Annotated in this window: 28 protein-coding genes; 10 read left to right on the forward strand and 18 right to left on the reverse strand. The window is 66.4% G+C overall.

From position 1 onward, the window contains the following. Positions 1–56: 56 nt before the first annotated feature. Positions 57–908 carry an LLM class F420-dependent oxidoreductase gene (locus ADBZ9O_RS03650; protein ID WP_526528499.1) on the reverse strand — a complete coding sequence of 284 codons (852 nt, stop codon included), beginning with the start codon at positions 906–908 and terminating at the stop codon, positions 57–59. A 71-nt stretch (positions 909–979) separates the two neighbouring features. Between ADBZ9O_RS03650 and ADBZ9O_RS03655 the strand changes: the two genes are divergently transcribed. Then, positions 980–1,558: a TIGR03086 family metal-binding protein gene (locus ADBZ9O_RS03655; RefSeq protein WP_526528501.1), complete on the forward strand. Its 579-nt coding sequence runs from the start codon at positions 980–982 to the stop codon at positions 1,556–1,558. Between the two features lie 23 nt (positions 1,559–1,581). Further along, entirely contained in the window at positions 1,582–2,583 is a 1,002-nt protein-coding gene (locus tag ADBZ9O_RS03660; protein WP_526532791.1) for a PHP domain-containing protein, read from the forward strand. A 16-nt stretch (positions 2,584–2,599) separates the two neighbouring features. Here the strand turns inward: ADBZ9O_RS03660 and dinB are convergent, their stop codons facing one another. Beyond that, positions 2,600–3,817, reverse strand: coding sequence for a DNA polymerase IV (dinB, locus tag ADBZ9O_RS03665; RefSeq protein ID WP_526528504.1), 1,218 nt, complete (start codon positions 3,815–3,817; stop codon positions 2,600–2,602). 25 nt (positions 3,818–3,842) lie between these two features. Further along, positions 3,843–4,469, reverse strand: coding sequence for a TetR/AcrR family transcriptional regulator (locus ADBZ9O_RS03670; protein ID WP_526528506.1), 627 nt, complete (start codon positions 4,467–4,469; stop codon positions 3,843–3,845). 76 nt (positions 4,470–4,545) lie between these two features. Between ADBZ9O_RS03670 and ADBZ9O_RS03675 the strand changes: the two genes are divergently transcribed. After that, positions 4,546–6,021 carry a flavin-containing monooxygenase gene (locus ADBZ9O_RS03675; protein WP_526528508.1) on the forward strand — a complete coding sequence of 492 codons (1,476 nt, stop codon included), beginning with the start codon at positions 4,546–4,548 and terminating at the stop codon, positions 6,019–6,021. A gap of 4 nt (positions 6,022–6,025) precedes the next feature. On the opposite strand, the gene rraA is transcribed toward ADBZ9O_RS03675, so the two are convergent. The 7 genes from rraA to ADBZ9O_RS03710 all read right to left on the reverse strand — a co-directional run bounded on the left by rraA (position 6,026) and on the right by ADBZ9O_RS03710 (position 10,509). Continuing rightward, positions 6,026–6,505: a ribonuclease E activity regulator RraA gene (gene rraA / locus ADBZ9O_RS03680; RefSeq protein ID WP_526528510.1), complete on the reverse strand. Its 480-nt coding sequence runs from the start codon at positions 6,503–6,505 to the stop codon at positions 6,026–6,028. Further along, positions 6,502–7,026 carry a hypothetical protein gene (locus ADBZ9O_RS03685; RefSeq protein ID WP_526528512.1) on the reverse strand — a complete coding sequence of 175 codons (525 nt, stop codon included), beginning with the start codon at positions 7,024–7,026 and terminating at the stop codon, positions 6,502–6,504. The genes rraA and ADBZ9O_RS03685 overlap by 4 nt, the downstream gene beginning before the upstream one ends. An 87-nt stretch (positions 7,027–7,113) precedes the next feature. After that, positions 7,114–8,040: a CopD family protein gene (locus ADBZ9O_RS03690; RefSeq protein ID WP_526532793.1), complete on the reverse strand. Its 927-nt coding sequence runs from the start codon at positions 8,038–8,040 to the stop codon at positions 7,114–7,116. After that, positions 8,040–8,504, reverse strand: coding sequence for a copper resistance CopC family protein (locus tag ADBZ9O_RS03695; protein ID WP_526532795.1), 465 nt, complete (start codon positions 8,502–8,504; stop codon positions 8,040–8,042). Before ADBZ9O_RS03695 ends, ADBZ9O_RS03690 begins: the two co-directional genes overlap by 1 nt. A 44-nt stretch (positions 8,505–8,548) precedes the next feature. Further along, on the reverse strand, positions 8,549–9,265 hold the full coding sequence (locus ADBZ9O_RS03700; RefSeq protein ID WP_526528514.1) for a YcnI family protein: 717 nt from the start codon (positions 9,263–9,265) through the stop codon (positions 8,549–8,551). A 43-nt stretch (positions 9,266–9,308) separates the two neighbouring features. Next, positions 9,309–9,830: a hypothetical protein gene (locus ADBZ9O_RS03705; RefSeq protein ID WP_526528516.1), complete on the reverse strand. Its 522-nt coding sequence runs from the start codon at positions 9,828–9,830 to the stop codon at positions 9,309–9,311. A gap of 22 nt (positions 9,831–9,852) precedes the next feature. Continuing rightward, positions 9,853–10,509 carry a DUF6474 family protein gene (locus tag ADBZ9O_RS03710; protein ID WP_526532797.1) on the reverse strand — a complete coding sequence of 219 codons (657 nt, stop codon included), beginning with the start codon at positions 10,507–10,509 and terminating at the stop codon, positions 9,853–9,855. Between the two features lie 191 nt (positions 10,510–10,700). Between ADBZ9O_RS03710 and ADBZ9O_RS03715 the strand changes: the two genes are divergently transcribed. From ADBZ9O_RS03715 to ADBZ9O_RS03725, 3 genes are read left to right on the forward strand one after another with little or no spacing between them, the layout of a single operon-like run. Continuing rightward, positions 10,701–11,678 carry a hypothetical protein gene (locus ADBZ9O_RS03715; protein WP_526528518.1) on the forward strand — a complete coding sequence of 326 codons (978 nt, stop codon included), beginning with the start codon at positions 10,701–10,703 and terminating at the stop codon, positions 11,676–11,678. Positions 11,679–11,708: 30 nt separating this feature from the next. Beyond that, complete coding sequence (locus ADBZ9O_RS03720; protein ID WP_526528520.1) at positions 11,709–12,200, forward strand: ImmA/IrrE family metallo-endopeptidase; 492 nt, start codon at positions 11,709–11,711, stop codon at positions 12,198–12,200. Then, entirely contained in the window at positions 12,197–13,324 is a 1,128-nt protein-coding gene (locus ADBZ9O_RS03725; RefSeq protein ID WP_526528522.1) for a hypothetical protein, read from the forward strand. The genes ADBZ9O_RS03720 and ADBZ9O_RS03725 overlap by 4 nt, the downstream gene beginning before the upstream one ends. A 62-nt stretch (positions 13,325–13,386) precedes the next feature. Here ADBZ9O_RS03725 and ADBZ9O_RS03730 read toward each other — a convergent pair whose 3' ends face one another. The 3 genes from ADBZ9O_RS03730 to sodN form a co-directional block, all read right to left on the reverse strand. Next, the gene (locus tag ADBZ9O_RS03730) at positions 13,387–13,785 is read right to left on the reverse strand and encodes a transcriptional regulator (protein WP_526528524.1); all 399 of its coding nucleotides are present in this window, start codon (positions 13,783–13,785) and stop codon (positions 13,387–13,389) included. Positions 13,786–14,248: 463 nt separating this feature from the next. Then, positions 14,249–14,782 carry a peptidase gene (locus ADBZ9O_RS03735; protein ID WP_526528526.1) on the reverse strand — a complete coding sequence of 178 codons (534 nt, stop codon included), beginning with the start codon at positions 14,780–14,782 and terminating at the stop codon, positions 14,249–14,251. Positions 14,783–14,961: 179 nt separating this feature from the next. After that, positions 14,962–15,384 carry a superoxide dismutase, Ni gene (gene sodN, locus ADBZ9O_RS03740; RefSeq protein ID WP_526528528.1) on the reverse strand — a complete coding sequence of 141 codons (423 nt, stop codon included), beginning with the start codon at positions 15,382–15,384 and terminating at the stop codon, positions 14,962–14,964. Positions 15,385–15,538: 154 nt separating this feature from the next. On the opposite strand from sodN, the gene ADBZ9O_RS03745 reads away from it, so the two are divergent. The 4 genes from ADBZ9O_RS03745 (at position 15,539) to ADBZ9O_RS03760 (ending at position 18,764) form a co-directional block, all read left to right on the forward strand. Then, the gene (locus ADBZ9O_RS03745; RefSeq protein ID WP_526532799.1) at positions 15,539–15,808 is read left to right on the forward strand and encodes a S26 family signal peptidase; all 270 of its coding nucleotides are present in this window, start codon (positions 15,539–15,541) and stop codon (positions 15,806–15,808) included. A gap of 691 nt (positions 15,809–16,499) precedes the next feature. Beyond that, entirely contained in the window at positions 16,500–16,841 is a 342-nt protein-coding gene (locus ADBZ9O_RS03750; RefSeq protein WP_526528530.1) for a rhodanese-like domain-containing protein, read from the forward strand. A gap of 35 nt (positions 16,842–16,876) precedes the next feature. Further along, positions 16,877–17,938 carry a DUF4328 domain-containing protein gene (locus ADBZ9O_RS03755; protein ID WP_526528532.1) on the forward strand — a complete coding sequence of 354 codons (1,062 nt, stop codon included), beginning with the start codon at positions 16,877–16,879 and terminating at the stop codon, positions 17,936–17,938. A gap of 4 nt (positions 17,939–17,942) precedes the next feature. Then, the gene (locus tag ADBZ9O_RS03760; protein ID WP_526528534.1) at positions 17,943–18,764 is read left to right on the forward strand and encodes a glycerophosphodiester phosphodiesterase; all 822 of its coding nucleotides are present in this window, start codon (positions 17,943–17,945) and stop codon (positions 18,762–18,764) included. Here the strand turns inward: ADBZ9O_RS03760 and ADBZ9O_RS03765 are convergent. The 5 genes from ADBZ9O_RS03765 to ADBZ9O_RS03785 form a co-directional block, all read right to left on the reverse strand. Beyond that, on the reverse strand, positions 18,761–19,306 hold the full coding sequence (locus tag ADBZ9O_RS03765; RefSeq protein WP_526528536.1) for a ferritin: 546 nt from the start codon (positions 19,304–19,306) through the stop codon (positions 18,761–18,763). The two genes, ADBZ9O_RS03760 and ADBZ9O_RS03765, sit on opposite strands and share 4 nt — an antisense overlap. Positions 19,307–19,435: 129 nt before the next feature. Then, entirely contained in the window at positions 19,436–19,978 is a 543-nt protein-coding gene (locus ADBZ9O_RS03770) for a ferritin (RefSeq protein ID WP_526528538.1), read from the reverse strand. A gap of 39 nt (positions 19,979–20,017) precedes the next feature. Next, positions 20,018–21,205 carry an LCP family protein gene (locus tag ADBZ9O_RS03775; RefSeq protein WP_526532801.1) on the reverse strand — a complete coding sequence of 396 codons (1,188 nt, stop codon included), beginning with the start codon at positions 21,203–21,205 and terminating at the stop codon, positions 20,018–20,020. 113 nt (positions 21,206–21,318) lie between these two features. Then, the gene (locus ADBZ9O_RS03780) at positions 21,319–22,056 is read right to left on the reverse strand and encodes a CPBP family intramembrane glutamic endopeptidase (protein ID WP_526532803.1); all 738 of its coding nucleotides are present in this window, start codon (positions 22,054–22,056) and stop codon (positions 21,319–21,321) included. An 81-nt stretch (positions 22,057–22,137) separates the two neighbouring features. Further along, positions 22,138–22,908, reverse strand: a complete 771-nt coding sequence (locus ADBZ9O_RS03785) for a DUF2470 domain-containing protein (RefSeq protein ID WP_526528540.1) — start codon at positions 22,906–22,908, stop codon at positions 22,138–22,140. Positions 22,909–22,943 lie beyond the last annotated feature (35 nt).

Consider the following 22,943-nt stretch of genomic DNA (forward strand, 5'->3'; position numbering starts at 1 on the left):
TTGAATTGTGATCTGTAGCCGCGGGGCCTGATTGACCCGCATCCGGCGCCCGTCAGCTATTTCACCGACTGCAGACCGGAATCCCGAATTGCCTCCGCGAGAGGTTCCAGCACCGCCGGGTCATATGGCGGCGGCAGATAGATGATTGCCAGATCCAGACCCTCTGCGCCGAGTGCGATGCAGTCCTCGACCACCTTGCGATAGTTACGATCCTCGAGTCGGACGTGGGCCGACAGGGTGATCTCCTTGGGGTCGCGCCCGATGTCCTTGCAGCGGGCCGCCAGCACGTCCCGCTTCTGCGCGAACTCCGCGGGTGTACCGCCGACGAAGTTCCAATGGTCGGCGTACTTGGCGGTGATGGGCAGCGTGCGCTTCTCGCCGCTGCCACCGATGCAGATCGGCGGGTGCGGCTGCTGGGGGCCCTTCGGCTCGTTGCGCGCGTCCTTGAGCTGGTAGTACTTGCCGTCGAAGGTTGTCGAGTCGTTGGTGAGCAGGCTCGTCAACACCTCGCAGGCTTCCTCGAAGCGGTCGAAGCGCTCCTTGATGGTGCCGAGTTCGATGCCGTAGGCGCCGGACTCCTCTTCGTTCCAGCCTGCGCCGATACCCAGTTCGAGCCTGCCGTTGGAGATCACGTCGAGGGCCGCAGCCATATTGGCCAGCACCGCCGGGTGGCGGTAGTGGATGCCGGTGACCAGCACCCCGACCCGCAACCGCTTCGTGGCCTGGGCCAACGCAGTCAGCGTGATCCAGCCCTCCAGACACGGACCGGAGGAGTCGGAGAAGATCGGATAGAAGTGGTCGAAGGTCCAGCCGGACTCGTAGACGTCGATATCATCGGCCGCCTGCCAGATGGGGAGCATCTCGGCCCAGGTGGTGTTCTGCGGGGAGGTTTTGAAGGCGAATCGCACTCCGTCGAGATTAGTCCTCCTAACTGAGTTGTGGCAGATGAGTTTCCCAGCTTCGCCGGGTCTACCCCGTCATGGACACCACTGATCTGACCGCAGCCTGCCAGCGGACCATCGACGTGTTGGCGGGGGTGAGCGATGAGCAACTCGACGCCGCGACGCCGTGTACCGACTATCGCGTCGGCGACCTGGTGGCGCATGTGGGTGGCTTGGCGATGGCCTTCGCCGCCGCTGCCCGCAAGGACATTGGCGAGCTGACCGATACGGCGCCGGATCCGGACGCCGCAGCGCTGGAACCGAACTGGCGTGATACCTACCCCCGGCAGCTGTCAGGGATGGCCCGCGCGTGGCAGTCGCCGGAGGCCTGGCAGGGGATGACTCGGGTCGGCGGTATCGACCTTCCTGGTGAGGTCGCTGGGTCGGTTGCGTTGGCCGAGGTCGTGATCCACGGGTGGGATCTGGCCAGGGCCACCGGTCAATCCTTCGACTGCGACCCGGCGGCCGCCGATGCGTGCTTGTCCCACCTGAGCCAGTTCGACACCAGCGGGACCGAGGGCTTGTTCGGCCCAGCGGTGCCGGTCGCCGCCGATGCGCCCGTGATGGACCGGATCGTGGCGCTCAGCGGCCGCGACCCGGCCTGGTCGCGCGACTGAGCCACACTGGAGTCATGGAACCGCTGGACCCCGTCGAGACGCTGCGCCAGATCGCGTACTTCAAGGACCGCGCCCGCGAGGAATCGCGCCGTGTGATGGCGTACCGCAAGGCGGCAGACGTCGTGGACGGCCTCAGCGCGGATGACCTGCAGCGGCACGGCAAGGCCAACAGCTGGCAGTCGCTGCCAGGGATCGGCCCGAAGACAGCTGCCGTGATCGCCCAGGCATGGGCGGGGCGCGAACCAGACGCATTGGTCCAATTACGCTCAGCAGCACAGGATCTCGGCGGCGGTGCCATTCGCGCGGCGCTACGCGGCGATCTGCATCTGCATTCGAACTGGTCGGATGGTTCGGCGCCGATCGCAGAGATGATGGCCGCGGCCAAGGCCCTGGGTCACGACTACTGCGCGTTGACCGACCATTCGCCACGCCTGCGCGTCGCCAATGGTCTTTCCGCGGATCGGTTGCGCGAGCAGCTCGACGTCATCGACGAACTCCGGGACCGGTTCGCCCCGATGATCATCCTGACCGGTATCGAGGTGGACATCCTCGACGACGGCACGCTGGATCAAGAGCCGGAACTGCTGGAACGCCTCGACATCGTGGTGGCCAGCGTGCACTCCAAGCTGTCGATGGACGCCCCGTCGATGACCCGCAGGATGGTCCGCGCGGTATCCGAAGGGTATGCCGACGTACTGGGCCACTGCACCGGCCGACTGGTGGAAGGCAACCGTGGGATCCGGGCCGAATCGACCTTCGACGCGGAGAAGGTCTTCACCGCCTGCCGGGACCACGGCACCGCGGTCGAGATCAACTCGCGCCCGGAGCGACGTGACCCACCGACCCGGCTGTTGACCATGGCGCTGGAGATCGGATGCGTTTTCTCCATCGACACCGATGCCCACGCGCCGGGGCAGCTGGACTTCCTCGGCTACGGCGCGCAGCGCGCACTCGACAGCGACGTCCCTGTCGACCGGATCATCAATACGTGGCCCGTCGACAGACTGCTGAGCTGGGCTTCCTGATTATTCGGGCAGCTGATTATTCGGGAAACAGCGGCATCTCCAATCCCGGGTCGCGGCCGACCAGCACCCCGCGGGTGAGTGCGCCGTTGCCGTAACGCCGGCGGACGTCGTCCATGGCCAGATCCACGGCAGTCAGATCGACCCGAGCGTTGAAAGGGAGTTCCAGTTGTTGTGCGCCGTCGCGGTCGATATTCGAGATCGCGAACCCGATCAGGGTCAGCCCGCGTTCGGCGAACAATGGCGCGGCGGCGGCGATCAGTTCCCGTGCCGCGGCGAGAATCGGTTCGGTGGAACCGGTGGCCCGCGCCATCGTGTGGCTGCGGGTCACCCTGGTGAAATCACTGAACCGCAGCCGTAGCGTCACCGTGCGACCCGTGCGACCCGTGCGGTCCGCATTGCGCATGCGACGGGTGATCCGGTCGACCAGGTTGATGACCACGGCGTCGATCTCGGCGGCCGACATCCGGTTGCCGGCCCGCCCGAGGGCGCGCTGCGCACCGACCGAGCGGCGGCGCACACCGGTGACGACCCGGCGCCGGTCGATATTGCGCGACAGCGCGTAGAGCTGCCTGCCCATCGCGCCACCGACCATCGACGACAGCGTGCTTTCACTTAGTTCGGCGACCTGCGCGACGGTCTCGATACCGTGGATCTGTAGCTTCTCCGCGGTCTTGGCGCCCACCCCCCACAGCCGGCGGACTGGCAGGGGGTGCAAGAAGGCCAGCTCCCGATTGGGCGGGACGAGCAGCAGGCCGTCGGGTTTCGCCTCCTGGCTGGCGACCTTGGCCAGGAACTTCGTCCGCGCCACACCGACGGTGATCGGGAGGCCGACCTGATCGCGGACCTGTTCACGCAGCCGTGCCGCGATCTGCACCGGCTCGCCGGAGACCCGTCGTAGACCGCTGACATCGAGAAAGGCTTCGTCGATCGAGATCGGCTCGACCAGCGGCGAGGTGTCGTGGAACACCTCGAAGACATCGCTACTGGCTTGTGAATAGGCCGACATCCGGGGTGGCACCACGATGGCGTTGGGGCATAACTGCAGCGCCTGCCGCCCGCCCATCGCGGTGCGCACCCCGTACGCCTTGGCCTCGTAGCTGGCCGCGAGCACTACCCCGCCACCGACGATGACGGGCCGACCCCGCAACGTCGGGTCATCGCGCTGCTCGACGGAGGCATAGAACGAGTCCAGGTCCGCGTGCAATATCGAGGCCCCAACACTTGACACGAACATATGTTCGCATCGGGTACCGACGAAATCAGCCGGACTGGCCGTAGATGCTGCTGATCCAGACGTGCACAAGGGTGTCGAGCACCCGATCCTCGGGAACGCCGGGCGTCTCGGCGGCGAACGCCGCCTGGAGCGCGCGTTCGTTCATCAGGTTCAGCGCGGCGGCGAGGTCGTGGGAGGGCAGCGTTATCGGGGCCGCGCCGCGCTTACGTTCGGCGTCGATGGTTGCCGCGGTGAAGTCGGTCCATTTCTGCATGAACGTGGTGAAGACATCCCGCACTTCACAGTTGGCGGACGCGGCGGCTGCCACCGTCACGCCGCGGTGGGCGCCGAACGTCTCGAAGAAGACGGTGACGGCGGGCCGCCAGATCGCCGAGGGGTCGGTGATGGAGAGTGCCTCGAGTGCAGCGTCTGCCTCGGTGATGACGCGTTCCCACAGCGTGAGCAGGACGGCGTCTTTGGAGGGGAAATAGAAGTAGAACGTCGGACGGGACAGGCCGGCACCCTTGGCGAGGTCATCGACGGAGATCTCGGCGTAGGACCGCTCGGCCAGCAGGCGTTCTGCCGTCGCCAGAATCGCATGCTCTCGATCGTCACCGGACGGTCGTGCTGAGCGGCGGCCACGCGGCGCACCGGCCTGGCTGAGCGTTGTCACCTGCGCTACTTTACAGTCTGTTGAAGTTCTCAACACACTGTTGACCTATTCAACACCGTGTTGATAGCTTTACATCATGACCGAACATGTCGATGTTGTGATCGTCGGAGCCGGCATCTCCGGCATCAGCGCCGCCTGGCATCTGCAGGACCGATGCCCGTCAAAGAGCTACCTGATTTTGGAACGCCGCGACAACCTCGGCGGCACCTGGGACCTGTTCAAGTACCCGGGCATCCGGTCGGACTCGGATATGTACACCCTCGGCTTTCGGTTCAAGCCGTGGACCAATGAGAAGGCCATCGCCGACGGGCGGTCGATCTGGCAGTACGTGCACGATGCAGCCACGGAAAACGGCATCGACAAGCAGATCCGCTACGGACATCGGGTGCTGTCGGCAGACTGGTCCGACGAAGATAACCAGTGGACCGTCCAGGTCGAACGCGACGGCGAAACCGTCGAGATCTCAGCGTCATTCGTCATGGTCTGCAGCGGTTACTACAACTACGACCAGGGCTACTCGCCGGAGTTTGCCGGGTCGGAAGACTTCGGTGGCACCATCATCCACCCGCAGCACTGGCCCGAAGACCTCGATTACACCGGCAAGAAGATCGTCGTGATCGGCAGTGGTGCGACGGCGGTGACCCTCATTCCCGCGCTCGTCGATTCAGGTGCCGGCCACGTGACGATGCTGCAGCGGTCACCGACCTATATCGGGTCACTGCCCGACGTCGATCCGTTCGCGGCCAAGACCAACAAATATCTGCCCACCAAGGTCGCCTTCGTGGCGAACCGGTGGAAGGCGATCCTCTTCGCCACCGCCCAGTACCAGCTGGCGCGCAATTTCCCCGCCTTCATGAAGAAGACGCTCAAGACGATGGCGACCCGGCGGCTGCCTGCGGATTTCGACGTCGACAAGCACTTCACCCCCACGTACAACCCGTGGGACGAGCGACTGTGCCTGGCGCCCAACGGTGATCTGTTCCGCGTCATCCGCCACGGCAAGGCCGATGTCGTCACCGACACCATCGAGCGTTTCACCGAGACCGGCATCAAGCTCAACTCCGGCGAGGAGTTGGCGGCCGACATCATCGTCACCGCAACCGGGCTGAACATGCAGTTGTTCGGTGGGGCGTCCATCACGATGAACGGCCAGCCGGTAGACCTCACGAAAACAATGACGTACAAGGGTCTGATGCTCTCCGGCGTGCCGAATGCCTCCATCACGTTCGGTTACACCAACGCCTCCTGGACATTGAAGGCCGATCTGGTATCCGAATTCGTCTGCAGGGTAATCAATTACATGGACGCTAACGGTTTCGACACGGTCGTCGCCGAGCATCCGGGTGACTCGATCGACGAGATGCCGTTCATGGACTTCACGCCCGGCTACTTCCAGCGGGCGATGGATCAGTTACCCAAGTCGGGCTCGAAGGCACCGTGGCGGCTCAAGCAGAATTACCTGCTCGACCTGCGGCTGATCCGGCAGGGCAAGGTCGATGACGACGCCCTGCACTTCACCAAACACCGTGCAGTGAAACCGGTTAGCGCCTAAAGCGCTAAGGAGTCACCACGACGATGCCGTCATCGTCGCTGTAGGCGATATCGTCGGGCAAGAATGTCACCCCGCCGAAGGTGACCGCCACATCGCGTTGGCCCGCACTGGTCTTCGTACTCTTGCGAGGGTTGGTGCCCAGCGCCTTGATGCCGATATCGAGGGTGCGCAGCGTCGAGGCATCGCGCACCGCACCGTTGACGATGAGCCCGGCCCACCCGTTGGACCGGCCCAGTTCAGCGATGAGGTCGCCGACGAGTGCGGTATGCAGTGACGCCTCGCCGTCGATCACCAGGACCCGGCCGTTTCCCGGTTCCGACAACACCGATTTGAGTAAGGCGTTGTCCTGGAAGCACCGAACGGTGCTGATCGGTCCGGCGAAGATGGGCCGGCCACCGTACTGGCCGAGTTGTAGATCGCAGCTGCGGACATCGGGGCCGATCTCGTCGACCAGATCTGCCGTCGCGCGGGGGCTGACCGTCACTCGTCGTCCTGGCTGCGCAGCCGTCGCACCAGGTAGATGGCAAGCAGTGCGACGGCGAATGCCACGGCAAGGGGCGTCGGCGAAACGCGTGGTCCGGTGACCGGGACCGGAACGGGGCGTGCGACGGTATTGCTGGCCTGTTCGACCGTGGACTTCGCCTGTGCGGCAGCCGCTTTCGCACCCTCGGTGAGACCGCCAGCGCCGTTGGTATCGGCCAGCGGAGCAGGAGCAGGAGCAGGAGTCGGCGGTGGCGCCAGCTGCGGCTCCGGCGGTGGGGCGGCCGGGGCGACCGTCTCCGGAGGAGACGGCGTCGCTGCAGCCGGGGTGGCCTTGGTCGCCTTCTTCGCCGGCGCTTTTCTCGGCTCGGCCTTCTTGACGGCTTTCTTCACGGCCTTGGCCGGTGTCTTCTTGGCGGGAACCTTGTTGGCTGCCGGAGCGGGTGTGGCGGGTCCCGGCGGCTGCGCAGGCGTCGCTGGTGCGCCTTCTGGGCGCTCGGCGGGCTGATCCTGCTGGTCGGCCATGGGGCTGCTCCTTCGCAGTTCGTCGTCACGTCTTCACCGACAGTGGAAACCATCATGCCAGCTGGGGAGTGGGCGGCCGTCGGCCCCTCAGCCCGTCACGGTCAATCCGGCCGCCAGCGTCAACGCCAGTGCCATTAGGGCGAGCTCGGCCAGCGATCTCGCCCGTGAGCGTTCGGCGGTGATGCGATGGGCGCGGGCCGCAGGCACCCAGGACGACCGGTTTCGCCAGGCCATCGCCAGTAATGCCACGGTGACCACGATCTTGGCCAGCAGCACCCGGCCATAGTCTTGCGCGTACAGGTCACGTACCGACTCGATGGTGATCAGCGCACCGGCAACCCCGCCGACCAGTAGCACGGTCACGCAGTACAGGGACAGCTGCGAGAAACGGGGCAGCACCCGGGCCCACTGACCACGCGCGGTGAGGGTCGCCGCGAGTGCGGCGAGGGTTCCGCACCACAGCGCGGCAGCCAGCGCATGCCCGGCGACGGCGACGGCGCCGACGGTGCTGTCGGCCAGGTGTCCGATCACCGCGCGCGCCGCGATGCCGCTGGCGGCGATCCCGGCCGTCGCCACCCCGAGCGATTCGCCAGGGGTGATCGTCGCGGCCAATGCGCAGATCAGCAGCGCGGCGGCCAGACTGAACAACCCTGACCGACCCGGCGTGGTGTTGGCCGCGAACTCCATGGCCGTGCGCAACGACAGCCGCGCCAGCGGGATCGCGGCGGCCTGCGCAGCTGAGAGCGCCAACCTGAGCAGTTCGGCGAGCGACCAGACCGCGCTGGCGGCGATCTGCCACCGCGCGGCCCGGCCGGCCAACTCACCCCGATAGCGCGGATCCTCCAACCGCGGTGCCACGGCCAGACCGAGGCTCAGTACCGCCGCGCAATCGGCGACTGCGCGGACAGCGGTCATCGCCGGCGACAGCTGCGGGTGGGCCAACGCCCACGCCAACGCCGTCGCCAGCGCGAGAACCGCTGCCGCGCAACCCCATGGCCGAACCCGGCCGGCCATCACGACCGGCGAGCCGCCCACAGCGCCCCGCCGGCGATGAGCACCGTCGCCCCGACCACGAATGGCCAGACTGGCAGTCCGGATTCTGATGGCGCGGCTGCGGCTGCCGACGGCCCCGGCGTACCGTTGCCGGGCGTCGTCAGCTCGAAGGACCACGAGCCCGACACCACATGCCCGTCGGCGGAGGTGGCGCGGTAGTTGACGGTGTAGGTACCGGTGGGGCCGAGGGGTAGTACGGCGACGCTGACGACCGCCCCTTCGACCGTCGGTGCGCCGGTGGACCAGAGGTTGCCGTCGGGTCCGACCACCGTCATCGCCGCAAACGACGGTTGCATCTTCTCGTTGAACGTGGCGCTGACGCGTGCCGGTCCCGTTGCCAGAGAAGCACTTTCGGCTGGATCCGTGGCGACCCGGACGGCGTGCGCCGAGGCCACCGCGGTACCGGCGAAGAACAACAGCGTCATCAGTGCCGCCAAGACACCCGCTGCGCCCCCGGTGCGGCGCACCGTCACCCTCGCCGCCTGACCAGTGCGATGCCGACGCCGGCCGCCGCGACGAGCAGCGCGCCCCCGGCCAGTGCCCGCGCGACGTTATCGGGTCCCGCTTTGACCGGTTCCGGGGCGGCCTGCGCCGGCTGGGCTGGTTCGGCGGATGCCGACGCAGGTGCGGGCGCGCTGGACGGCGTCATGTGATGGTCATCGTCGCCGGCCTCTGCGGCGGTGAGCGTCAGTGTGGGCGCGGGATATTCGGGCTCGGCGCCACCGGCCAACGGCTGCTGATCCCACTGCACGACCGTGCCATCGGCATAGGTCTGCGTGGCGGGGAAACTGGCGGTATCGGCGTCGGGCAGCGTCACTTGCACCGGGAAGAGCTCGAACTGGTCGGCGGGAATGCCGGCACCGGGAAGTGCTGTCCATGTCACGCCCCGGACGGTGCCTGCCGCCGGATCCTTATCGAAGGTGACCGTCCAGCCAGGCAGTACATCAGCCCGTGCGGACGCGACGTTGGGTAGGGCCACCGTGAGCTTCGTTGTGAGCGAACCCTTCTCGGATTCGTTGGGCACCTGGAAGGTGACGATGGTGGTCCCGCCGCGCGCCGGGTCATCGGCATTGACGTGGACATGTGCCTGCGCTGCTGCCATACCGACGCAGGACATCAGATAGAAGGTGGTGGCCACCGCGGTCGTGGTGAGGGCGCGCGGAATCACCCTGGTATTGCTCGTCATTGGATCAACTTTCGGATTGCAGGGGGTCAAGCAGAGATGTCGGTCAGCGCACTGCGCTGACCGGCGGACCCCGGTGCGATATCGATGCGGCCATCAACAGGACACGCTGTTGTGGCGGGTCGGAGCGGACCGCGCCCGCTGGTGCGGACGGCGCTGTCGGCGCGGTCGGGACCGTGGTGCACCGGCCGATCACCGATGACAGGGTGAGGTAGAGCCGCTCGGCCGTCGTCACCAGCACCGCGGCCGCGAGCACGGCGGCAAGGTGCGCCGCCAGCATCAGCGGCGCCGATTGGGTGCCGGGCATGGCGCCGCCCGCGCTCAACGCGAGATGGCCGACCAGCTGGCCGAGAGCCAGCACGCCGATCAGAACGTGCGGTTGTGCGGTCTGCTGCCATGTGGTGACGGCGGCGCCGAACGCGGCCGATATCACCGCCAACAGCGCCAGCATCCCGCCCGAGGGCACCATGTGGTCGGCGAAGCCGTGTGCCGCCATCGCCAGAGCGCCGGTGAACAGCCCGACGATCACCCCGCGCACATGGGTCGCGGTGGCAGTGGCGGCGGTCACGGCGGAACGGGCGTCGGCGGGCTCAGAGCACGCCGAGGCGTGCCATCAGGTCGGCGTCGATACCGTCGAGCTGCTCGGCGATGGCGGCGTGCGCGGCCCGCCTGCGCGTCGGGGGCATGCTCTCGGAGGCTGTGACGGCGGCCGCGAGGTCGGTCAGGCGCTCGGTGATGGCAGCCACGAACTGCTTTGTCTCGGCATCTTTGGGTTTCTTCTCGATGACGCTGCGCAGCGAGCGTTCGGCGCCGGCGATGCGCGCCGACAGCTGTCCGCCGTGCCCGGAGAACTGACCGACCTGGCTCAGCGGCACGCCCAGGTTCTCGGCGCGGCGTTCGTCGAGCATCCCGCGAGCTGTCGTTGCAGCGCGGTAGATGATGGGGACCAGGATCGGGGCCAGCAAGCGCGAGACGGTCAAGGTCCGTCGGATCCGGGCCGGAGACAGAAGTTTGCCGTCCTGGACAGCCTTGAGCTGGGTCTGGGCCACCTTCAATGCGGCCTTGTCACTATCCCGCAGCGCCTTGACATGAGCCTTGACCGCCTTGGTTTCGGCGCGTTGCGCGGACTTGATCCGACGCTTCTCATTCTTGGCGCCGAGCCTCGCCTCGAGCTTCGCCTTGGCCTTGATGGCCTTTGCCTCGGCACGACGAGTCGCGCGGCTCTTGCGCTTGGTGAACAGGCCCATCCCGGCCGCCTTCCGCTGCTTTTGTCGACTCACGCGAGGTCAGTCCGCGATCGGTAGGCCAACCCTATCGCCTGCCCCGACGGCCGAAATCGCCACCTGGGGATATGCGAGAATGGGCCGACACAAGCGAGGCGGACGCCGCAATCTGATGTCTGACTGCCGGTGACGCCGCGAAACGAAACAGGTCAACAGTGGACGGCTCGCGGATCCGGAGCGCGGCGATCAGCGGTGTGATCGCCTGCGGTTTGCTGGTCGGCGGTGCTGGTGGCCTGGGTGTCTCGGTGGCCACCGCTGGTCCTGATGGCAACGGCGGCCGCGGTGGGGGCCGCGACGGCGGCTCTGAGCAGCACGGTCCCAAACACGATGGCGGTGACCGGCCCGGCGGTGGTGGACGTGGCAATGGCGGCGACCGCCCCGGGCACGGCAACGGCAACGGGCATGGCCCCCGGCCCGGTGGCGGTGGGGGTGAACACGGCGGCGGTGAACACGGTGGCGGTGGCGCTGAACACGGTGGCGGTGACGACGATCCGTGCGGCGGCGGTGACGGCGGCGGCGGAGACGGGCCCGGCGGGCCGGGTGCGCCCGGCGGCGGAAGTGGCTCGGGGGGCAGCGGTGGTGGAAGTGGAACTCCGCCGAGTGCCCCCGCCCCTGGCGGCGGGAACGGTGGTGGCGGTCGGCCGCCCGCAGGAACCCACGGACTGACGCCGCCGGCCAATTCCCCCGGAGTATCCGCAGAACCCACCGAGCCGGTCGTCTCTGTCGCGGGCGGCGGACTCGGGGCGTTGGCAGGAGGCATCGGCCTTGTTCCGGTCCCGGTCGCGCTGCCGGTGATTCTGCTCGCGCCACCTGCGGTCAACATCCCGGTCCGGCCCGTTGCGCCGCCACCGGCGGCGCCGCAATCCGGGCCGCGGGCGCCTGTGCAGGAGTCGCCGGTGGGTCGGGAGACGCTGCCGGCTGCCCCGGCCGGTCGGGGCGGTCTGCCAGAGACATTCCGGGCCGGGTATCCCGAATACCTTCGATCGGCGAGAATGGTCGAAGTCGCGGGCTTGGCAGTGCCAGGTGTCGTTGGCATTTTGGCACTTACGGCCGCGGGGGGCTTAGTAGGGTATCGCCAGGCCAAAGCTGGTCTTGCGGTGCGCGCCGGTGGAACCTCACGGTTCCTTCACTGATCGGGTTCGTCGAACAGAGCAGGGGGTGACATGCCAGCCAGCCGAAGCGTGACGCGGGCGGTGAGCGATGTGCTGGAAATGGCGCCCCGCCGAGGCGAAGTGACCCTGCACCGGTTGTTGACCGCCGTCAGCGAGAGCCGCGGCCGGCCGATCGAGCTTGCCACGGCCGATCTCCCCCCGGGCGTGTGTGGGCAGTGGCGGCAGTACGCCGACCGCGACGTTTTCCTGATTCAACAAGGACTGCCCACGTGGGAGCGGACGCTCGCCCATGAACTGGGCCACCTGGTGCTCGGCCACGAAGGTATGCCGGTTGCCCAGGCGGCAAGGGACACTGCGGAACTGGCCAGCGATGACCTCATCGGTTACATGCTCAATCAGCGGACCGGCTGCATGGGGCCCAGCGGTGAAGACGCTGAACAGGAGGCCGAGGATTTCGCGGCCCTGCTGATCTATCGCCTCGGGCGGATGCCGTCGGATCGGGCGTCGATCGTTCAGGTGCGACTTGGAGAGGCATTTGGTTGACGGTCTGGGTGATCGCCGGCCTTCTCGGTATGGCGACCGGCGTGCGCATCGGGTGGGCACTGGTCAATAAGCAATCTTTGGTCAGTGCCGCGATGATCATCGCGCTCGGCAGCCTGGCCTTGGTCGCCGCGTTGAACTGGCAGCCGCTATCGCTGCTGCTGGACACCGCTCTGCACTGGCCCAATGTGTCGGTGGGACTGTGCCAAGTGGCGTTGGTGGCCTGCGCTGCGGGCAGTTGCGTGATGATCACCAGCGTCGCGTCGGTCCGCACACCCGCTGTGATACGCCGAATTGCGATGGTGCAGTACGGCATTGCCATCGTGATCGCCGGTGTCAGCCTGGCGCTGTTCTTCGCAGGCGGTAAGCAGCCGGAGATGTCGGCTGAAAAATATCTGGCGCACAACCTGGGTACGTCGAAAACGTCGCTGCCGTGGCTTCTGCCGCTGTTGTATGTGCTGCTGGCGCTGACCCTGGTCAGTTGGGCCGGTATGCGGCATTCGAATCGCAGCAGGCGCGGCCGTGCGTTGTTCGTGTTCACCATCGGCATCGTGCTGATCCTGCTCGCCAGCGCGTTCTTCTTGATTCGGGCCACCGGCACCACGCACCTCGTCGGCGTCGGTACCGCGGCCGCACTCCTGGGGTGTGCGATGGCGGTGGTGGCGGCGGGTTCTCTCTTGCCAACCGTGGAGGACTGGTTCACCGGCAGACACGAATTGCAGCTCATCGAACCGCTACTGGCCGAACTGGAAACGCGCCAGCCGGATATCGGGATCGGTGTGCGGCCCCGCGGTCCGCTGGTTTTCCGGGTGGCCGAGCGTCTTTCGCTGATCTCCGATGCGCTGTTCCTCGAGGCGACCGCCATCCAAGGCGCGCACCGCAGCCGGGGTAGCGGTCTGGCGGATCTTGATGTCTCGGACACGTTGACCGATGTGGAACGGCCGGCGGTGCCGCCGAAGGAGCAGGCGCGGGCCATCGCGGAATGGATCTATGCGGGGCGCGCAGGTGCGCAGCACGCAGAAGGGGACACCTTCCCCGGTCTGGGGTGGCTGCGCCAGCCGGACAGCTACTCCGACCGCGAATGGATCATCGAGATCGCACGGCAATACCGAGCGTTGGTGCGATAGCGCCTACGGGGCGTTGGGAGGTCACTGCCGGTTTACCGGCCGAAGCGGCCGGTAACAGCGGGCTAATCGTCGAGGTGTTCCCGACGACGCAACTCTTCGGCCTTTTGGACCAGGTCCTGCTGGGCCTCGGCGGACAGTCCGACGGTTCGCGCCGCAATGCGACGAACGCCCTCATCGCGCATGTTGGCCAACCACGTCAGCTCCTTGTCGAGCTTCTCGTAGTACTCGTCATCGGTGAAGTACGCCGGCTTGATCCGGAAGAAGTTGGCAAGCGCGGCCATCGTGGTGACCGATGGGTTGGTCCGGTTGCCCGATCGCAGCTGCGACAGGTACGGAGCCGACATGGTGACGCCCTCTGATTTCAGTGCGGCGATCACCTCGGCAGACGTATGCGGCCCACGTCCGGGCGGGTACACGGTGTCGAACAGGCGATTCAATCGCGCAGAGAACGTCGTGCTCATGATTTGACCTCCACTTGCTGGCAGAGCGAACTAACCCGTAGGCGTATTTGCTGATTATCGTAGCGACAGTTATCGCAACAACCAAGTGCAAACGCCTGAGAAATTGACGCATGCTGAGAATCGGAGGCTCAGGAGGGGGTGCTGGTTGGCCGCCCTACGGATTCCGCAGTATGCAGGCACGGTGCACCAAGGCAAATGTCGGCGGCGTCAGCAGGGGTGCCAAAACAGCCCGACGGCGGAGGGCGGTTAGCGCGAAACAACCCTGTAACCGGGCAACGACGGCTCGGTAGCCATCCGGCAATGGCGAGCTTTGCTGCCAGTGGAGTGCCACCACGGATTCCGAAGCCTGAGCCGGTCATCAATCCTTGAGTTGCGAGGTTCATGCCGGAGCCGGCCGGCAATGTTCTCGTCGATAATTCGATTTAAGCCGGTAGCGAAACAGCCAGGTGATGCTCGGCGGCCCTTAGGCGGCGAGCAGCATGGCCAAGATCGCGGTGTCGGGGTGACTGATCGGATCGACGCCGACGCGACTGACCATCGACGTGATGGTTCCGTCCGACTCCGCCTCGACCCAGGCTGCGCGGTGTTCCAACCCCAGGTGCGGTATGCCGGGGAGCAATACACATCCCGACGCAGCGCCGCTGCACTCCGGTAGGGACGGTGTGGTCTCCGACGGCGGGTGCAGCATCAGCAGGGCGGGCGGCTGATGGGCGGCGAAATGCCCTGGGGGTATTGCGGACTTCCCGACGACGGTGCCTTCGGCGAGAACCAGGCCTACCGTGCCGGGCTCCGGTGTGTCAGGCAGTTCTTCACGGACACCGAATATTGTTGTGGTGGAGAGCAATCCAGGCAGTGATGCGACGCGAACCGCCACCATCAGCAGCTGCGCCCATTCTTTGGTGGAGTCCGGCCACCGCCCGGAGACCACGAATCCCTTCAAGGCGCCGCGAGAGTGAAAGGGAGCGAGTCCGATTGACCGCCCTGACCCTGTTTCCATGTGCCCTCCGCGACTGCTCGGTTCGGACTTGCGTGCGACACGCCTGCGGGTCGTTCGCTCAGGATGCGGCACAACACCCTTGGCACGCAATAGGACACGAGTGCCAGATCGTGACATAGAGCGGGGCGCCGTGCAGATAGCACGACGCCCCGGTATCCGGTCGATCAAACTTTAGGAGCTCAGGCAGGCGGGTAAACGCCCATGCCCTTGGCCTTCTCGGTCTGCCAGAAGATGTCGGAGATCTGGTCGATGGTCGCCAGCAACTTCTCGGCGACGGCCACGTCGAGAGACTTCTTGGCGTCACCCGCGCCGTGCACGCCGTCCCAGAACAGCTGGTGCAGGTTGGGGAACTGCTCGAAGTGCTCCTTGGTGAAGAAGTCGGCCCACAGCACGGTCAGGTGATGCTTGACCTCCTCGGCGCGCTGCTCCTTGATGATGATGGCGCGGGTCTTGAAGTGCTCGTCATCGGAGTCGTGGTACTTCTGAAGCGTCTTCAGAACCGAGAGTGCCTCGATCTTGGCCTGCGCGGGGTCGTAGACACCGCAGTACAGGTCGCAGTGGGCGTGGGCGGGGGTGGCGTTGGCGAAGAGTCGATGCAGCATGGCCCTAAACTACCCCGCCACGTGCGAGGGGAAAACAGACACTTCCCCGTTGTTTGAGAGCCCGTTCTTTTGAGAGCCGTTGTTGGAGGACTGTGTGCACGACCGTTCGCCGCGACGCTGGCCGATGCGTCGATTCGCCGTCGTCGAGGATTCGATGCGTCCGACGCTGAGACCCGGTGACGGCCTTCTTGCGTTGCGTTGCGGCGGAGTCCGGCGCGGTCAGTTGCGCGTGTTCCCAGATCCGACGCTGCCGTCGCGCTGGCTCATCAAACGGGTGGGTGATGTGCGGGGCGCGGGGCGAACGGCGGCATTCGAGGCGTGCTCGGACAATCCGCACGCCGCAGGGGTGATCGATTCACGGCAGTTCGGTTGGGTTCCGGCGTCGGGTTCCTACCGGGTGATCTGGACTGTGCGAAAACGCTAGGTCAACACGATGAACGCGAGGATCCCCAAGAGCACCAGGGCGATGACGACAGCGCGCAGGCCGGCCAGCAGATAAGACCTGTTGCAGGTCGATGACGTCACGTACCAGTTCGAAGACGAGGTCGCAGAGGATGGCAGCGGAAAGGAACTAGCCGCCCGTGGACCTGTTGGTTGGGTGGTCATCACTCGCTCCCCATCTGCACGTAGTTCGCCCGCCCCCGGTGAGATGTATCACAGCATGCCGCTGTGACGCCGATCATAACCGCTGACGTACCCCGAGGAAAATCGAGCCCACGAGTAGGTTCCGCCGCCGGGCGGATCGACTTCTCCTGCTGCCGTCGCCGGGAATTCTCAGGGCCGACTGTGGGGTTGGACACCAAAACGGGTACAGACCGTTGACCGTGAGCGCGGGTCGTGCACATGGCCATTGGCCGGTGGCACGATTCGCTCCGCTGGTCGTTGGCTTGTTGATTGCACCCCCGACGGCCGTCGTATTTATCCACAGTCGGGTCTGTCTGCATGCCCTTCGTGCTCGGCTTAAGAGGTTGATGGCAATCGCGGGCCCTGTGGATAAACCTGTGGAAACTGTGGATAGCCCGAGGATTGCTGTAGCGCGCAACTCCTACGTCATCGTCGCGTTTCCGACCGTTCATAGTGGAGCGAGAGGTCGTGGCCGTGACAAGATCGGCGGTATGGATGACGCAGCTGTGCCAGAGCAGCAGGTAGCGGGGATCCCCGCCGAGTTCGGCGCATCAGCGGTACTTCTGGATGTGCGTGAAGACGACGAGTGGCAGCGCGGTCATGCGCCCGATGCCCAGCACATCCCGATGGGTGACGTGCCTGCCCGACTGAGCGAGATCGACACGGAAAAGCCGCTCTACGTGGTCTGCCACGCCGGTGGACGCTCGATGCGCGTCGCGCAGTATCTCCAGCGCAACGGCTACGAGCCCGTCAACGTCAGCGGGGGCATGTTGGCGTGGGCCGCCGCAGGCCGTCCCGTGATCACCGATGATGGGTCGCCGGGGACGGTCTGACCGGTCCGCGCCCGGTGCCTCGCTAGGCTGGTCGCGTGATCCAGGTGTGTTCGGCGTGCGGCACGCGATGGAACGTGCGCGACAAACAGCGTGCGTGGTGTCCGCGATGCCACGGCACCCTGTTACCCCCGTCGGCGGAGGCGCGCGCCACCCCAGATCCACATTGGGGCCGTCCGGGTGGCCTGCCGCCGACGCCAGGCGGGCAATCGGGCAGGCAACGGCCTCCCGACGTGCGGCTGCCGCCGGGTTACCGGTGGATCGCTGTGCGCCCCGGCGCCGCCCCCGTGCCGCGCCACCGGCGCCGCCAACTGGGACCGACACCCCGCTATGACGTCATCCCGCGGTGGGGGTTACGCGACTACATCGATCCCGGTGCCGGAAGTGCACCCGAGGCGCCCCGGCGTGGCCCGTCGTCCGGCGCCGTTCGGCTGACGCTGGTCGTGGCGGCCGCCCTGCTGGGTTTCGCCGCGTTGGTGCACGTGCTGCGCTATGTCCTGCTGATCATCAATCGGACCACGCTGCTGAATCCTCTTCTGGCCGCAGGCGCCCTATGGCTTGGGGTGCTGGCCAGTGTGCTCGCGATCTTCGCGGTCATCGGTTGTGCGTTGGTGCTGATCAGCTGGCTGATCGCCCGTCGGGCAGCGGTGTTCAACCACCACCTCCTCAGCGAGCCGCGACCCACCTGGTCTTTGTGGGTCGGCTCTCTGGTGCCGGTGGTCAACCTGTTCTGGGCGCCGGTCTACGTCATCGAGATGGCGACGACCGAGGGGGTCTACTCCCGGTTGCGCAGGCCGATCATCGTCTGGTGGGTGCTGTGGACGTTGAGTACCGCGGTGTCGATCTGGGCCTTGGCGTCCAGTTTCTCCACCGACGCGCAGGGCATCGCCGATAACACCGTGATCATGACGTTGGCGTATCTGCTCGGTGTGGCGGCAGTGGTGACGCTCGCCCGGGTCTACTTCGGCTTCGAACGCAAACCAGTGGAACGGCCCGCTCACCGCTGGGTGGTTGTTGGTGTTGACGTTGCCGCTGACCAGCGCGACACACCCCAATCTGGCGCAGCAGTTGAGCGCGAAGGCCAGGAACCGGCAGCATAGCGATATGAACTCGGCCGACGGGCACCCATTCGTCGTCGCCCATCGTGGGGCCTCGGCTGAGCTTCCCGAGCACACGTTGGCCGCGTATCAACTGGCGCTCGAGGAAGGTGCCGACGGCGTCGAGTGCGATGTCAGGCTCACTCGCGACGGACACCTGGTGTGTGTGCACGACCGCCGCGTCGATCGGACCTCGACGGGTACCGGCCTGGTCAGCGAGATGACGTTGGCGCAGTTGCGCCAGCTGGACTACGGCGCCTGGCACGGCAGCAGGCGCGCGGACGGCAGCCAGGGCGATACCGGACTGCTCACCCTCGATGATCTGGTCAAACTGGTGCTGGACTGGAATCGCCCGGTGAAACTGTTCATCGAAACCAAGCATCCGGTCCGCTACGGCGCCCTGGTCGAGAGCAAGGTGCTCGCTCTGCTGCATCGGTATGGCATTGCTTCGCCGGCGTCCGCGGATCTGTCCCGTGCGGTGGTCATGTCATTCTCTGCAGCCGCGGTGTGGCGCATCAGGCGGGCTGCGCCGCTGTTACCGACCGTCCTGTTGGGTGATACATCCCGATACCTCGGCGGCAGCGCGGCGACCACCGTCGGCGCCACCGCGGTAGGGCCGTCGATTGCCACCCTGCGTGAGCATCCCGAACTCGTCGACCGTGCAGCCGCACAGGGCAGAGCCCTGTACTGCTGGACAGTCGACCACTACGAAGACGTCGGATTCTGCCGCGATGTCGGGGTGGGCTGGATCGCGACGAACCATCCCGGTCGCACCAAAGGCTGGTTGCAGGACGGGCTGACGGGCGCGGGCCCGGACAATCGAAGTTAGAGGTTCCCGCCTGCGGCCGTCGGCGCAGTGGGATCGGTTGCGGCAGAAATCATTTCGCGAGCGACGAAATCTTCCAGGTCGAACAGGTTGGTGCCGGCCCGCTCTGCGATGCGCAGCAGGGTGGTCGCCGAGGCGACCTCTTCGACCTGCTCCTTGAGGAACCACTGCATGAACTGCCCGCCGAGGTAGTCATGCTCGTCACGGGCGGCGGCCGCCAACGCGGTGATCTGATCGGTGACGCTGCGCTCCTGATCCAGGGCCAGGCTCAATGCCTGACGCGGATCGTCGAACTCGTTGCGGACACTGTCGGCGCCGGGGATCTCCACCGTGACATCGCGGTCGAGCAGATGACGCACGATCATCATCGCGTGGTTGCGCTCTTCGACGGCCTGGGCGTAGAAGTGCCCGGCCAGCTGCGGCAGATCGGCGCCATCGAAATGCACAGCGATCGCGACGTATTGCTGGGACGCGGTGAATTCGTGCCGAATCTGCTCTTGTAGCAGGGCTAGGAATTTCGTCGAGGTGGCGTCACGATTAAACATACGATTGACCTTAGTGCAGGTCAGAGGGTATGTCATCGAAGGTGATGCTAAGTGAGGTCAGGCTCGCCCAAGTAAAGTGAGCCTACGATCGCCGGCATCAGTGACTGTCCTCACAGTTTGCTCCACCGGTTAAACGGCACCCCCGGCGGTGGCGGGCGCGGTCGGATCCGGGGCCGCGGGAGTGTTGAGTTCGCGGGCGACGAAGTTCTCCAGATGGAACAGGTTGTCGCCGGCTCGATCGACAATCGTCAGCAGGGTGGTCATCGAGGCGACCTCTTCGACCTGCTCCTTGAGGAACCACTGCATGAACTGCTCGCCCAGATAATCGCCGCCGTCGCGGGCCGCCCTGGCCAGCCGGGTCACCTGCTCGGTCACCCCGCGCTCCTGGTTCAGGGCAAGTTCGACGGGTTCGCGTACCGAATGGAACTCGGTGACCACCGGGGGCACGCCGGGGATGGCCACCGCGACGTCCTTGTCGAGGAGATACCGCACGATCATCATCGCGTGGTTGCGCTCTTCGAGCGCCTGCTTGTAGAACCGCGCGGCCAGCTGCGGCAGATCCTCCCCGTCGAAGTACACCGCGACGGCGATGTACTGCTGGGAGGCGGCGAATTCGTTGCCGACCTGTTCGGTGAGCAGATCCAGAAACGAAGGCGAGTCCTCGGAAGTCACGAGCAGAGAGCCTAGCGATTTCGCGGCCGGTGTCGGTGCCTACGGTTGGCCGTCCAGAGCGGACTGCGGAACGGGTGCGTCGGCGGCCAGCGCCTCGAAGAGCTGGCCGGCGGCGTCGTGATCCCAGATCACGACGGAACCCGAGTCGCCGTCGGTGAATTCGCCGATGGGCACGGTGACCGCGGTGGCCCCCTGCAGTGCCCAGCCCAGCCTGGCCAGATCCCAGACGTGGTCGCCGTCGTCGACGGTGAGGGCGCCGACGGCAGCGTGTGGCACCGAGTACCAGCGCCACGGGTTGAGCCAGACTGACGGGCTGGCGGCCCGGTGCAGCAGATCGGACATGAACTGTCGTTGATGGGTCATGCGGTCGAGATCGGCACGCGGGGTGGCCCGGGTCCGGACGTAACCGAGCGCGGAGCGACCGTCCAGTGTCTGACAGCCGGCGGGCAGATCGATTCCGGCGAGCGGGTCATCGATCGGTTCGGCGGGGCACGCTCTCACCCCACCGAGGGCATCGACGACGACGGCGAAACCGTCGAAGCCGACCTCCGCGTAGTGGTCGAGTCGGAGTCCGGTCGCCTGCTCGACGGTCTGGGCCAGCAGCGGCGCGCCACCGATGGCGAAGGCCGCGTTGATCTTGTCGGTGCCGTAGCCGGGTATCGGTACATAGGAGTCGCGCGGGATCGACACCATGGTGGCGGGGGTGCTTGAGCCGATCCCGGGCAGATGGACCAGCAGGATGGTGTCGGTGCGGCCATTGCCCAGGTCGCCGCCGGTGTTGAGCTCAGCCTGCTGCGACTCGGTCAGGCCGGCACGGCTATCCGAGCCGACCAGCAGCCAGTTGGTGCCGTTGGCCGGGGCAGGCCGCTCCGGATAGTTGACCAGAGCGGCAGTCCGGTGCAAGGAGTACTCGATCCAGCACGTCGTACCGACGACGGCGAGCACAGCCACCAGCACCACCGTCAACGCGATCCGAATGACCGGCGGACGCCGTCGTCTGGTGCGTGACCGGGGAGGTGTGGGCGGCGGGGCAGGGGGTGGCTGCTGTTTCGGTGGAGGCCTCAGCGGTGGAGGTCGAGGTGGTGGTGGGGGTGGCGGCGCCTGCCTTCGCGGTGGCGGCGGGGCGGGGGGCCTGCGCTGTGCGGGTGGTGGCAACGGTTGTGCTTGGGGATGCCGGAGCGGTGGGGGCTGGCCGGTCGGCGGTCGGTAGGTGGGGTCACGACGAATGAACTGCGTCGGCTCCGACGGCGGCTCGGGACGACGGGCGCGCGGATCCCCGTGAGGAAACCGCCGGTCGTCATTCACCAGGTCAATTTACGCGCCCGGCAGGGGCGCAGCCGTCATGTCGGTTTGGTCGGGGTGGCCCAGCCGAGCCGGTGTGCCAGTAGGGCGTAACCGACGAAGGCGACCGTGTCGATGATGCCGTGGGCGATGATCAGCGGCCACAACCTGCCGCTGCGTCGCCACGTGTAGCCGAACACCAGACCCATCACCAGATTGCCCACCCCGGCGCCGAACCCCTGATAGAGGTGATAGCCACCACGGAGCACACTGGAGAGGACCAATGCCTTGGTGCGGCTGACGTTGAGTTGGTCGAGTCGGGTCAGTAGATAACCGACGACGATGACCTCTTCGGCCCAGCCGTTCGCGAATGCGGACAGGATCAGGACCGGGACGCGCCACCAGGAATCCGTCAGCTCGGTCGGGACCACTTCGGCGCTCAAGCCCATTGCCCGCGCGACGAAGTACAGGCCGAGCCCGGGTATCCCGATCAACGCCGCCAGGCCCAGGCCGCCAAGCAGATCGGGTTTGACGCGCAACCTGCGCAAGCCGATGCTGGCAGGGCTGAAACCGCTGCGCCACAACAGATATACGGCCAGGCCGCCCCAGGCGACGAGCTGGCCGATAAAGGCCAGATTCAGGCCGAGGTCGATCAGGTCGTAATACGAGCGTCGCGGGTTGAGTGCCACCCGCTGGCCCGCGAGTCCGCGCAGGACGAAGTCGATCAGTTGCAGTGACGCAGTCACCGCGCTCATCCCGAAGGTGACCGCCAGGACGACGACGATCTCGATACGCATCGCCCGACGTTCGGCCGGGGGCAGCCCGGCAGGATGCGGAACCTCCGGCGCAGTCACCCCGCCACGGTAGCGGCCGCGAGCTCAGGAACGCCGCGCGCGCAGTCCGTTGACGAAAGGGCAGCCCATCAGGATGCGGATGGCCTGGCTCAGACCGTGGACGTCGTCGACGGGCTTACCGAACGGCAGCCGGACGTCGTGGTCGCCGTCGTCACCTTCGACCCGCAACCGCACCCCGTAGCGATCGAGGCCCAGCGGGCGCACGCTGCCGCGGCGCAACTGACCGGGCAGCTTCGATGCCAACCGGGCGACCACATCGGCATGGTCGGCGTCGATATGGCGCAACCAACTGGTCTCCATCGCGCAGAACGGGTCCGGCTGCGCCGCAAGCAGCGCTCCGAGACCGACCGACTCGGCACCGGTAGCATCGGCCACCACCACCGATTCGACCTCAAGGCGCAGCAGTGTGCAGTCCGAACCTACTTGCAGCAGTGCGGGATTGGGGTTTTCGATGGCGACGAGGTCGAGTACGTCGCGCACCGATGACGCCGGTACCGGGTAGAGCCTGCCGCGGATCCAGACCAGTGAGCGCACTGGCTCCCGCAGCGGCAGCGGCGCGTAATCGGTCAGCTCCAGCACGGCCTGAACGCCGGCATGCCCGGAACTGACCACATTGGCGGCGGCCACCCCAATCGACGGCACCGTGATCGCGAACGATCCGTCGGCCAACAGGTGATGCACTGCGGTCGGCTCCGGCTCGGAGCCGTCGAGCGCGAGGATCGCACTGCCGGCGCGCACGCATGCGCTGCGGATCCGCTCCGCTGTTGTCGGTCCGTGCAGCGTCGCCAGCGACATAGGGGAGGCCTTTCGCGTGATCTCGGATGAGGAGT

It is taken from the genome of Mycobacterium sp., from assembly GCF_965229105.1.
GTDB lineage: Bacteria > Actinomycetota > Actinomycetes > Mycobacteriales > Mycobacteriaceae > Mycobacterium.

Excerpts from the sequence above, each read along its gene's own strand:
- ADBZ9O_RS03655 (WP_526528501.1), top strand. The coding sequence starts at position 980 with ATGGACACCACTGATCTGACCGCAGCCTGCCAGCGGACCATCGACGTG.
- dinB (WP_526528504.1), bottom strand. The coding sequence starts at position 3,817 with ATGTTCGTGTCAAGTGTTGGGGCCTCGATATTGCACGCGGACCTGGAC.
- ADBZ9O_RS03675 (WP_526528508.1), top strand. The coding sequence starts at position 4,546 with ATGACCGAACATGTCGATGTTGTGATCGTCGGAGCCGGCATCTCCGGC.
- ADBZ9O_RS03685 (WP_526528512.1), bottom strand. The coding sequence starts at position 7,026 with ATGGCCGACCAGCAGGATCAGCCCGCCGAGCGCCCAGAAGGCGCACCA.
- ADBZ9O_RS03690 (WP_526532793.1), bottom strand. The coding sequence starts at position 8,040 with ATGGCCGGCCGGGTTCGGCCATGGGGTTGCGCGGCAGCGGTTCTCGCG.
- ADBZ9O_RS03695 (WP_526532795.1), bottom strand. The coding sequence starts at position 8,504 with ATGACGCTGTTGTTCTTCGCCGGTACCGCGGTGGCCTCGGCGCACGCC.
- ADBZ9O_RS03700 (WP_526528514.1), bottom strand. The coding sequence starts at position 9,265 with ATGACGAGCAATACCAGGGTGATTCCGCGCGCCCTCACCACGACCGCG.
- ADBZ9O_RS03710 (WP_526532797.1), bottom strand. The coding sequence starts at position 10,509 with ATGGGCCTGTTCACCAAGCGCAAGAGCCGCGCGACTCGTCGTGCCGAG.
- ADBZ9O_RS03720 (WP_526528520.1), top strand. The coding sequence starts at position 11,709 with ATGCCAGCCAGCCGAAGCGTGACGCGGGCGGTGAGCGATGTGCTGGAA.
- ADBZ9O_RS03730 (WP_526528524.1), bottom strand. The coding sequence starts at position 13,785 with ATGAGCACGACGTTCTCTGCGCGATTGAATCGCCTGTTCGACACCGTG.
- ADBZ9O_RS03735 (WP_526528526.1), bottom strand. The coding sequence starts at position 14,782 with ATGGAAACAGGGTCAGGGCGGTCAATCGGACTCGCTCCCTTTCACTCT.
- sodN (WP_526528528.1), bottom strand. The coding sequence starts at position 15,384 with ATGCTGCATCGACTCTTCGCCAACGCCACCCCCGCCCACGCCCACTGC.
- ADBZ9O_RS03745 (WP_526532799.1), top strand. The coding sequence starts at position 15,539 with ATGCGTCCGACGCTGAGACCCGGTGACGGCCTTCTTGCGTTGCGTTGC.
- ADBZ9O_RS03750 (WP_526528530.1), top strand. The coding sequence starts at position 16,500 with ATGGATGACGCAGCTGTGCCAGAGCAGCAGGTAGCGGGGATCCCCGCC.
- ADBZ9O_RS03760 (WP_526528534.1), top strand. The coding sequence starts at position 17,943 with ATGAACTCGGCCGACGGGCACCCATTCGTCGTCGCCCATCGTGGGGCC.
- ADBZ9O_RS03765 (WP_526528536.1), bottom strand. The coding sequence starts at position 19,306 with ATGTTTAATCGTGACGCCACCTCGACGAAATTCCTAGCCCTGCTACAA.
- ADBZ9O_RS03780 (WP_526532803.1), bottom strand. The coding sequence starts at position 22,056 with ATGCGTATCGAGATCGTCGTCGTCCTGGCGGTCACCTTCGGGATGAGC.
- ADBZ9O_RS03785 (WP_526528540.1), bottom strand. The coding sequence starts at position 22,908 with ATGTCGCTGGCGACGCTGCACGGACCGACAACAGCGGAGCGGATCCGC.